8 protein-coding genes, 1 rRNA gene and 2 pseudogenes are annotated in these 8,749 nt (G+C 61.0%); 8 read left to right on the forward strand and 3 right to left on the reverse strand.

Annotated features, from left to right (window positions below; genetic code table 11):
- Both MUW49_RS15390 and MUW49_RS15395 read left to right on the forward strand, forming a co-directional pair.
- Nucleotides 1–121 (forward strand): annotated as a pseudogene (locus MUW49_RS15390) (ISAs1 family transposase); the annotation flags it as partial.
- Nucleotides 122–146: 25 nt separating this feature from the next.
- Nucleotides 147–347 (forward strand): annotated as a pseudogene (locus tag MUW49_RS15395) (LysR family transcriptional regulator); the annotation flags it as partial.
- A 42-nt stretch (nucleotides 348–389) separates the two neighbouring features.
- Here the strand turns inward: MUW49_RS15395 and MUW49_RS15400 are convergent.
- The gene (locus tag MUW49_RS15400) at nucleotides 390–905 is read right to left on the reverse strand and encodes a DUF2937 family protein (protein ID WP_052815230.1); all 516 of its coding nucleotides are present in this window, start codon (nucleotides 903–905) and stop codon (nucleotides 390–392) included.
- 202 nt (nucleotides 906–1,107) lie between these two features.
- Between MUW49_RS15400 and MUW49_RS15405 the strand changes: the two genes are divergently transcribed.
- Together MUW49_RS15405 and MUW49_RS15410 are read left to right on the forward strand one after the other, a co-directional pair.
- A complete protein-coding gene (locus MUW49_RS15405) occupies nucleotides 1,108–1,791 on the forward strand; it encodes a phosphatase PAP2 family protein (RefSeq protein ID WP_244812933.1) in 684 nt (227 codons plus the stop codon).
- A 259-nt stretch (nucleotides 1,792–2,050) separates the two neighbouring features.
- On the forward strand, nucleotides 2,051–2,953 hold the full coding sequence (locus MUW49_RS15410) for a sulfite exporter TauE/SafE family protein (RefSeq protein ID WP_244812934.1): 903 nt from the start codon (nucleotides 2,051–2,053) through the stop codon (nucleotides 2,951–2,953).
- Nucleotides 2,954–2,999: 46 nt separating this feature from the next.
- On the opposite strand, the gene MUW49_RS15415 is transcribed toward MUW49_RS15410, so the two are convergent.
- Nucleotides 3,000–3,812 carry a hypothetical protein gene (locus MUW49_RS15415; protein ID WP_244812935.1) on the reverse strand — a complete coding sequence of 271 codons (813 nt, stop codon included), beginning with the start codon at nucleotides 3,810–3,812 and terminating at the stop codon, nucleotides 3,000–3,002.
- A 200-nt stretch (nucleotides 3,813–4,012) separates the two neighbouring features.
- Nucleotides 4,013–5,299, reverse strand: coding sequence for a glutamate-1-semialdehyde 2,1-aminomutase (gene hemL, locus MUW49_RS15420; RefSeq protein WP_010675557.1), 1,287 nt, complete (start codon nucleotides 5,297–5,299; stop codon nucleotides 4,013–4,015).
- A 209-nt stretch (nucleotides 5,300–5,508) separates the two neighbouring features.
- Between hemL and clcA the strand changes: the two genes are divergently transcribed.
- From clcA to MUW49_RS15440, 4 genes are all read left to right on the forward strand, one after another.
- The gene (gene clcA / locus MUW49_RS15425; RefSeq protein WP_039040862.1) at nucleotides 5,509–6,903 is read left to right on the forward strand and encodes a H(+)/Cl(-) exchange transporter ClcA; all 1,395 of its coding nucleotides are present in this window, start codon (nucleotides 5,509–5,511) and stop codon (nucleotides 6,901–6,903) included.
- 87 nt (nucleotides 6,904–6,990) lie between these two features.
- Nucleotides 6,991–7,683, forward strand: coding sequence for a DUF6776 family protein (locus tag MUW49_RS15430; RefSeq protein ID WP_069784194.1), 693 nt, complete (start codon nucleotides 6,991–6,993; stop codon nucleotides 7,681–7,683).
- A gap of 89 nt (nucleotides 7,684–7,772) precedes the next feature.
- A complete protein-coding gene (gene erpA / locus MUW49_RS15435; protein WP_010675554.1) occupies nucleotides 7,773–8,123 on the forward strand; it encodes an iron-sulfur cluster insertion protein ErpA in 351 nt (116 codons plus the stop codon).
- Nucleotides 8,124–8,615: 492 nt separating this feature from the next.
- Nucleotides 8,616–8,749, forward strand: a 16S ribosomal RNA gene (locus MUW49_RS15440); the annotation flags it as partial.

The raw sequence follows: 8,749 nt of genomic DNA on the forward strand, positions 1-8,749 counted from the left end.
GCTCAGGGCCGAGACTTCACGCAAGGCGAGCGTAAGACGGAAGCAAAAAATCGCAGGAATGAGCAGTGAATATCTGGAAACGGTACTCAATGCGGGTCTCAAAAAACTGGGTGAAATTTAACAAAATGTTCACGCTCTCACCCTGGCTGGATGGTCTGGGCTGGGCGGTGCTGCCTTCACCCCTTATCCAGAGCCAGCTGCGCCTGGGAGAGCTGCTGACCCTGAAGCACAAGTTCAGCCTGCAGTGGCGCGATTACGGAGTCTATCTGTCGGAGAACGCCCATCACGGCAAGGTGCTGGCTTGGCTGAAGAAGGCCATAGAAACCTATCTCGAACCCTTCGAGTAGCCGCCAACCGGGGCGGGCACCCCGGTTGGCAGTGAGAGGGGATCAGCGCAGGCCGTGACGGGGGATGCGCTGGCGGGAGCGAAATGGCAGCAGCAGGAGGCCGAGCAGCAGATCCCCCGCCAGGGAGGCCAGCAGACCCGCCGCCACGCCGCAGAAAATGGCGGCCTGTTTGAGGGGGACCACATAGCCGTAGTTGTGAAGGGTATCCTGCCAGAGGGCGGGATCGGCGCGCAGCAACAGGTGGGAGAGCTGCTGGTACCAGGGACTCTCCCGCACGGCGATCTCCCCCTGAAGGTGCTGCTGCTGGTTCACCAGTTGCTGGAGGCTGGTGGCATCCTGGGTGAAGACGGGATCCTGGCTGGCACCGTAATGGGCGACCAGCGCCTGCAGATCGCCATTGAAGTGCTGGTCCGCCGTGCGCTGGAAGGGGGCCAGTGCCAGACCAGCCTGCTGCAGCCGGGCATCCAGCCGCTGGAAGTAGAGATCGACCAGCCCGGGGATCTGTACACCTGCCAGCAAACCGAGGGCAAACAACATCATGCGAAGGTAGCTGCGCATCATCATCATCCTGAACGAAGGGAGCGCCCATACTAGCCGCAACCGGTGGGAGAGCCAAGGAGGGGACGCGCTTGTCCACCCGGTCGGCGGCGCCAAAAGAAGAGCCGATGGAATACCTTTGTTACACGAATTCTTACACTTTTGTGATGCAAGTCATCTTGCGGCTGGCCTAGAATGAGCGTTTTTCGAAGGACACGTCGGCATGAGCAAGTTCATTCCTTTCTATCTGGCCGGGGGCCTCATCGCCTTCAGTTGGGGCGCCCTGCCTGAGCACGGCCCCTGGGATGGGTGGGATCTCGCCCTCTTCCAGCTGGTCAATGGCTGGATTGGCCACTCCCCCCGTTGGGCCGATCTGGTGGCCATCACCAACAACCGCCTGTTCGATCTGGCCGCGCTGGCCTGCATGGGCGGGATCCTCGCCGGTTGCTTCTTCCGTGCCGACGGACAGGAGCGCCGTCGTCTGGTGGCCATGGGGGTAGTGATGCTGCTGGGGGCCCTGGTGATCAATCAGCTCGGGCATCTGTTGCCGGTCAGCCGTCCCAGCCCCACCTTGATGGTGGACGGGGCTCTGCGCCTGACCGAGATCAGTGCGATTCCCACCAAGGACTCCGCCGGTGACAGCTTCCCCGGTGATCACGCCCTCTTCCTGATGATCTTCGCCGGTTTTGCCCTGCGCTATCTGCCGCGCTGGGCCGGGGTGATTGCGGTGGTGATGGTGCCCCTGTTTTCTGCGCCCCGCATCCTGGCTGGTGCGCACTGGATGACGGACGTCTATGTGGGCGCTCTTTGCCTCTCCCTGATCTGCCTGCCGCTGCTGTTGCTCACTCCCGTGTCGGATCGCCTGATCGACCGCCTGGCTTCCCGGCTGCCACGCTGGATTGCCTGACGGAGAATGAAAAAAGAAGGCGGGTCACCCCGCCTTCTTTCGTTTACGCCTCACCGGTGCTGTGGTCGTCGCGAAATGACCAGGACTACGCCCGATGAGCCCGGGCTGTCGCCCTCCCAACCAGTATGGATAGCCCCATTCGGGTTCTGCCAGCCAAAATAGTCGCGGCCAAACGTTTGCACCCGTCGTCTCATGATCCTGGCCAGGATTTTTTCCCTCCGCTGCCTTAGAATCGCCGCCCGTTGTTGGAGGTCTCCCCATGCTTGTCACTTTTCTGCGTCTCTTGTTTATCGGTTGTGCCCTGGTCTTTCTCTTTATGCTGGTCCGTGCCTGGTGGCACAAATGGCGTCATGGCCAGCTCGAAGCCACCCCTTTCTGGCCGGTTGCGGCCATCGGCTTTGTGGCCAATTTTCTCGATACCCTGGGGGTGGGGAGCTTTGCGGTGAAGACCGCCTGCTACAAGCAGTTCAGGCTGATCGATGATCGGCTGCTGCTCGGTACCCTCAACGGCCAGTGCGTACTGCCGACCGTGACCCAGGCTCTCATCTTCATCGGCGTGGTCAACATGGATCCCGTCACCCTCATCAGCATGATGGCGGCTGCGGCGGCCGGTGCGGCCTGGGGCGCCCGTTACGTGGCCTCCTTTGATCGCCAGACCATCCGGCTGGTCATGGCGGTCTCCCTGCTGGTGGTCGCCGGTCTCATCTTTGCCGGTCTGCTCGGGCTCTTCCCCCTCGGTGGCGAGGCCATGGGGCTGAGCGGTTACAAGCTGGGGATCGCCCTTGCCGGCAACTTCCTGTTCGGAGCTCTGATGAACGTCGGTATCGGCCTGTTCGCCCCCTGCATGACCCTGGTCTATCTGCTCGGCATGAACCCGCTGGTGGCCTTCCCCATCATGATGGGATCCACCGCCGTGCTCAGCGTCTTCTCGGCGGGGACCTTCATTCGCAAGGGGGCTTTCGATGCGCGGGCCGTGCTGGCGGTGGCCATCTTCGGCCCCATCGGCGTGGTGCTGGCGGCCATGCTGGTCAAATCCATGGAGATGGAGATGCTCAAATGGCTGGTGGCCTTCATCGTCATCTATACCTCCTGGACCATGTACGCCTCCTGGCGGGCGGCACGGCGACAGCCAGCGCCCGCGCTGGCAGAGGCGACGAGCTAGCTGGCGTCGGTGAGGCCCGCCTGCACGGGCGCCCCGCGTTGGTATGTCATCCCGCTCGCCCGGTCCTGGCGCGGCTTCTGATGCCTCTGGCAGCCCCCTCCGAGTGAGCGGTCTGCTGGCTGGAGGCGACCAGTGCGGCTTCCGCCCTGGCACCGAGAAACACATAGAGCCCCAGCGCCAGCAGCAACCCCACGGCGCAGCCCATCACCCCCACCGCAGGCCAGAGCAGTTCGCTCTGGCCGAGGGATCCCTTGAACAGCAGCAGCAACCCCTCGATGGAGACCGCGATCAGGATGGCGGCGATAAAGCGGGTAATGGTGCGCCGGATGGCGCTGTGGCGGAAGATGTCCTTATGCAGTAGCACCTCCTCTTCGAGGATGGTCTTGCCGAGATCGAACACCGCCAGGGCGAGCGTGAGGAAGATGATGGCGCTGAAGGCCCCCAGCCGGTTCTGCTGGGTGCCGCACAGGAGCAGATAGAGCTGTTCCAGCCCGTGCCAGATGAGGGTGCCGACGATGAGAAACAGGGCCAGACTCAGGACGACGTAGACGGCCCTGAACCAGGGAATGGCGCGCCGCCGCTCCCTGTCCCCCATCAGCCAGGCGATCAGCTGGTGCAGGTTGATCTCCAGCTCCCGGCCATGGCCCTGCACCAGCAGGCGCAGCTGCCCCTGGGCCGCCGGAACGGGCGCCAGTATGGCTGGCCTGATCTGGGGGGCCAGGCTCTTTACCTCCTCGACGAAGGCATAGGTCTTGAGAGACGCCTCGGGGAGGGTGAGCAGCCCCAACAGCAGGGGGGCCAGCTCGGTTTCGTACTCCTGATAGCGCCGCAGCACATCGATGGGGCTCATCTCTGCCATATACACCTCGGTCCAATGGGCTCCTGAAGCAGGGACCTGCAAATTGTGGGCCTGATTTATGACAGCCCGTGTACGGCGCGGCGCACCAGCAGGTGGCAAGGTTCCGGTGAGGGACTTAAAGATGCACCACTACGGTGCCTTGTCGGTGCGAGCAAACAAAAAAGGGCCCCATCGGGGCCCTCTGCACATCTTGCGGCTTGTCAGCCAGCCAGCTTGGCGAAGCTGCGCTCGGCGGCCGCCAGGGTGTGTTCAATCTCCTTGTCCCCGTGGGCAAGCGACAGGAAGCCCGCCTCGTAGGCGCTCGGTGCCAGATAGACACCCTCTTCCAGCATCAGATGGTAGAAGCGCTTGAAGCGTTCCATGTCGCAGCGGGTCACCTGCTCGTAGCGGGTGATCTCGGGCTCGTCGGTGAAGAAGAAGCCGAACATGCCGCCCACGTAGTTGATGGCAAGCGGGATGCCGTGCCTGGCGGCGGCGGCTTTGAGCCCTTCGGCGACACGGGCGGTCTTGGCGCTCAGCTGCTCATAGAGGCCCGGCTCCAGCAGCAGATCCAGCATGGTGAGGCCGGCGGCCATGGCCACCGGGTTGCCGGAGAGGGTACCAGCCTGATAGACGGGGCCGGTCGGGGCGATGTGCTGCATCACCTTCTTCTTGCCGCCGAAGGCGCCCACCGGCATGCCGGCACCGATGATCTTGCCGAGGGTGGTGAGATCCGGGTCGATGTTGTAGTGGCCCTGGGCACCACGCAGGGAGACGCGAAAACCCGTCATCACCTCGTCCAGGATCAGCAGGGCGCCGAACTCGTCACAAATGGCGCGCAGCCCTTCTAGGAAGCCGGGCACCGGCGGGATGCAGTTCATGTTGCCTGCGACCGGCTCGACGATGATGCAGGCGATCTCGCTGCCGTACTGGGTAAAGGCTTCGCGCACCGAGTCCAGATCGTTAAAGACACAGGTGAGCGTGTGTTTGGCGAAATCGGCCGGTACGCCCGGGCTGTTGGGCTGACCCAGGGTGAGGGCGCCTGAGCCGGCCTTGACCAGCAGGGAGTCGGCGTGGCCGTGGTAGCAGCCTTCAAACTTGACGATCTTGTCGCGACCGGTATAGCCGCGGGCCAGCCGGATGGCGCTCATGGTCGCCTCGGTGCCGGAGTTGACCATCCGCACCTGCTCCATGGAGGGGACGATCTGGCGCACCTTCTCGGCCATCAGCACTTCGATTTCGGTCGGGGCACCGTAGCTCAGTCCCTTCTCCACCGCCTTGATGACAGCGGCCTTGATGGCCGGGTGGTTGTGACCGAGCAGCATGGGGCCCCAGGAACCGATGTAATCCACATAGGCCTGGCCGTCCACGTCATAGAGGTAGGCGCCATCGGCGTGATCGATGAAGCGGGGTGTACCGCCGACCCCGTTGAAGGCGCGGACCGGTGAGTTGACGCCACCGGGAATGGTCTGGCGGGCCTGTTCAAACAGCTGATCTGATTTTGACATGGATCATCCTTAATGGGATTTTGGTCGTTACCCGGGCGCAGGCTGCCGATTGCGGCTCGGCAGGGGATGGCGGGAGGAGTATGCTTTGCGCTCTCGCCCCGGACTCTCGCCCGTGATACATGAAACGGGCCGACTATAGCAGAAAGGCCCAGAGCTGGGCAGCCGAGGCCGAGGTGTGTCTGGTCCTCGTTAGATGAGCGTGATTATCCATGGAGCAACAAGCCATTCCTTCCGCCGACGCGGCCTCGCTGCGTCGTCCTCCAGTCTTGCAGCGCCTGATACGGCGGGACAAGATGCCGCTGCTGGTGCTCCTGTTGGCGGCCCTGGTCGGCCTGCTGGCAGGCCTGGTGTGCGGATTGTTCGAGTCTTGCGTTCACTGGCTGGCCCAGCAGCGTGTCGACTTGCTGGCCGATCGCCCCTGGTGGCAGCTTGGCCTGCTCGGCTTTGGTTTCAGCGCCCTGCTGGGGTTGGTCGGCTATTTCCTCACTCATGCCTTTGCCCCCGAGGCGGGGGGATCCGGTATCCCGGAAATTGAAGGGGCCATGGACGACCTGCGCCCGGTACGCTGGTGGCGGGTGTTGCCGGTGAAGTTTTTTGGCGGGGTCTGTACCCTGAGTTCCGGCATGGTGCTGGGGCGGGAGGGGCCCTCGGTGCAGATAGGGGGCAACCTCGGCAAGATGGTGGCGGATATCTTCCGGTTGCCCAAGGAGCATGGCCATGCCCTGCTGGCTGCCGGTGCGGCGGGTGGTCTCGCTGCGGCCTTCAATGCCCCGCTGGCAGGGATACTGTTTGTCATGGAAGAGATGCGACCGCAATTTCGCTACTCCTTCCTCGCCATCAAGGCGGTCGGGATTTCGGCCGTCATGGCGACCCTGATGCTGCAGAACATGAAAGGGCAATCCCCCGTCATCATGCTGCCTCACTACGACGCTCCGGCCTTGAAGGCGCTCTGGCTGTTTCTTTTCATGGGGGGCTGCTTTGGTGTGCTGGGGTTCGTCTTCAACAAGCTGGTGCTCGCCTGTCAGGATGGTTACCTGGCATTGCATCAGAACAAGCGCCACCGCTTCGTCATCATCGGCATGGGGGTGGCTGGAACCTTTGGCATGCTGTCGCTGTTCGCCCCTTCGGTCACTGGAGGGGGAATCGAGCTCATCCCGCATCTGACGGGGGGAGACTATGCGATGGCGACGCTCTTCATCATCTTCTCGGTGCGACTGGTGGGTACCCTCATCTGCTTTTGCTCGGGGGCCCCTGGTGGTGTCTTTGCGCCGACCCTGGCGCTGGGCACCCTGTTCGGGGTGATCTTTGGTCACCTGTTCCACTCTGCATTTCCCGATCTCGGCATCGAACCGGGCGCCTTTGCCATCGCCGGCATGGGGGCGCTTTTCGCCGCCACCGTGCGTGCCCCCATCACCGGCATCGTGCTGGTGACCGAGATGACCGACAACTATCAGCTGATCCTGCCCATGATGATCACCACCATAGGGGCAACCCTGGTGGCGCAATGGTTGGGGGGGCGTCCCATCTATTCCCAGATCCTGGAGCGAACTTTACGGCTTGCTGCGCGTCAAAACCGGGGTGAAAGCAGCATCGCGACCGGTTAACTCTTTGTTTATCCGTATCAATCCGGCATGGTCGCGTATAGTGAAAAGAAACCGGCCGTGTTGATGTCGGCATATAGAAGAGGCCTTATGTCCCAAATCGTGAAGTTATTGGTGGTGCTGGCTGTGGGGGCATGTATCGGTTATGTCGTCGGGAACAGACAGGAGCTGGCTCAGAGCAGCCTGGTGACGGTGCAGCAAGAGACGTTGGAGCGTCAGAGCAAGGCCATTGCACAACTGAAGACGGATCTCGGCGTCAGGGAGACCCTGCTGGCGACCCAGAAGGCCGCCTTCGAGCAACTTCAGCAGACGCTCAAGGATCAGGAAGCCCAGGTACAGGAGCAGAAGCGTCAGCTCGCCTTCTTCGAACGCATCATGCGTCCCACCGGCGAACAGGTGGGGGTATCCATCGACAATCTAACATTGCAGGAGACGAGTGTGCCGGGTCGCTACCACTATCGTCTGGCGCTCACACAACCCGCCAAGAAGCGGGAGCTGTTTCGGGGGCAGGTGCAGATCCGGCTCGAAGGCAGTCTGGCTGACAAGCCCAGGATCCTCAGTGGCCGGGATCTTGGCATGAAGGTGGGGGAGGGACGCTACGCGTTGCGATATTTCCAGCTCTTGGAGGGCAATTGGCAGCTTCCCTCAGGCTTCATCCCGGACAGGGTGAGAATCCTCATCCCGAAGGAGGGTCGGCAACCGGCCCAGGAGCTGGTGGCCGAGTGGAACGAGGTGCTCAAGCCTCTGGTCGCTCAACCAGCCCCCTTGCCGGCAGCACAGTAAGAGAGTGGTGAATACTTGAACTAAATGGTCGGGTATTGGATAATTTCGCGGTTTCCATGTTTGTGGATGTAACGGTTGTGAGGTCAGCAATGAGTGCAGTAGCAGAAGCCCCCTTGCCCATCCAGATGACGGATGCGGCAGCCAACAAGGTAAAGACCTTGATCACCGAAGAAGAGAATCCCGAACTCAAGTTGCGGGTCTACATCACTGGGGGGGGCTGCTCCGGTTTCCAGTACGGTTTCACGTTTGACGAGAAAATCAATGATGGCGATACCGTGGTCGAGAAGAGCGGCGTCACCATGGTGATCGATCCCATGAGCCTGCAATACCTGGTCGGCGGCAGCGTGGATTACACCGAAGGCCTGGAAGGTTCCCGTTTCACCGTGACCAACCCCAACGCCACGACGACCTGCGGTTGCGGTTCAAGTTTCTCCATCTGATCTATAGCAGCGTGATATGAAGGGCCCCGAGGGGCCCTTTTCATTTTTGTATGCCTGGCGTGGCTGGCATGTAGATCTTGATGTGGCGAAAACGGGTACCGATTGGTAGTGATAGAGAAGGTGTGCGGGCTCATTTAGATGAATCGTTGACGGCTTTTTAGTCTGATTGGTTGTTGATTAAACACCTGAACGTCTTTTTCAAATAAACACGTAGTTTTCGCTTGTCAGCGAGAATCATATCCCTATAATGCGCCTCCATCAGCACGGCGCAGTGCGTGTATGGTCCACCTTGCAAAGCAAGCTGGTGAGGGTTATAGTTTCAGACCCTGCTCTTTAACAATTTGAATCAAGCAATCTGTGTGGGCACTCACAGCATCGAGCATCAAAAAACAATTTTTGATTTTCAATGTCTGATGAAGTGACCAAAGCAACTTTTAGTTGCAGCAGTTAATTCAGCAATTCATTGAGCCGCTTTTCGAAGCAACCAAACTTAAATTGAAGAGTTTGATCATGGCTCAGATTGAACGCTGGCGGCAGGCCTAACACATGCAAGTCGAGCGGCAGCGGGAAAGTAGCTTGCTACTTTTGCCGGCGAGCGGCGGACGGGTGAGTAATGCCTGGGAAAT

It is taken from the genome of Aeromonas sp. LsrichE-8G, assembly GCF_022869435.1.
Taxonomy (GTDB): domain Bacteria; phylum Pseudomonadota; class Gammaproteobacteria; order Enterobacterales; family Aeromonadaceae; genus Aeromonas; species Aeromonas caviae.

Coding starts and splice junctions, on each gene's coding strand:
- MUW49_RS15400 (WP_052815230.1), bottom strand. CDS start 905: ATGCGCAGCTACCTTCGCATGATGTTGTTTGCCCTCGGTTTGCTGGCA.
- MUW49_RS15405 (WP_244812933.1), top strand. CDS start 1,108: ATGAGCAAGTTCATTCCTTTCTATCTGGCCGGGGGCCTCATCGCCTTC.
- MUW49_RS15410 (WP_244812934.1), top strand. CDS start 2,051: ATGCTTGTCACTTTTCTGCGTCTCTTGTTTATCGGTTGTGCCCTGGTC.
- MUW49_RS15415 (WP_244812935.1), bottom strand. CDS start 3,812: ATGGCAGAGATGAGCCCCATCGATGTGCTGCGGCGCTATCAGGAGTAC.
- hemL (WP_010675557.1), bottom strand. CDS start 5,299: ATGTCAAAATCAGATCAGCTGTTTGAACAGGCCCGCCAGACCATTCCC.
- clcA (WP_039040862.1), top strand. CDS start 5,509: ATGGAGCAACAAGCCATTCCTTCCGCCGACGCGGCCTCGCTGCGTCGT.
- MUW49_RS15430 (WP_069784194.1), top strand. CDS start 6,991: ATGTCCCAAATCGTGAAGTTATTGGTGGTGCTGGCTGTGGGGGCATGT.
- erpA (WP_010675554.1), top strand. CDS start 7,773: ATGAGTGCAGTAGCAGAAGCCCCCTTGCCCATCCAGATGACGGATGCG.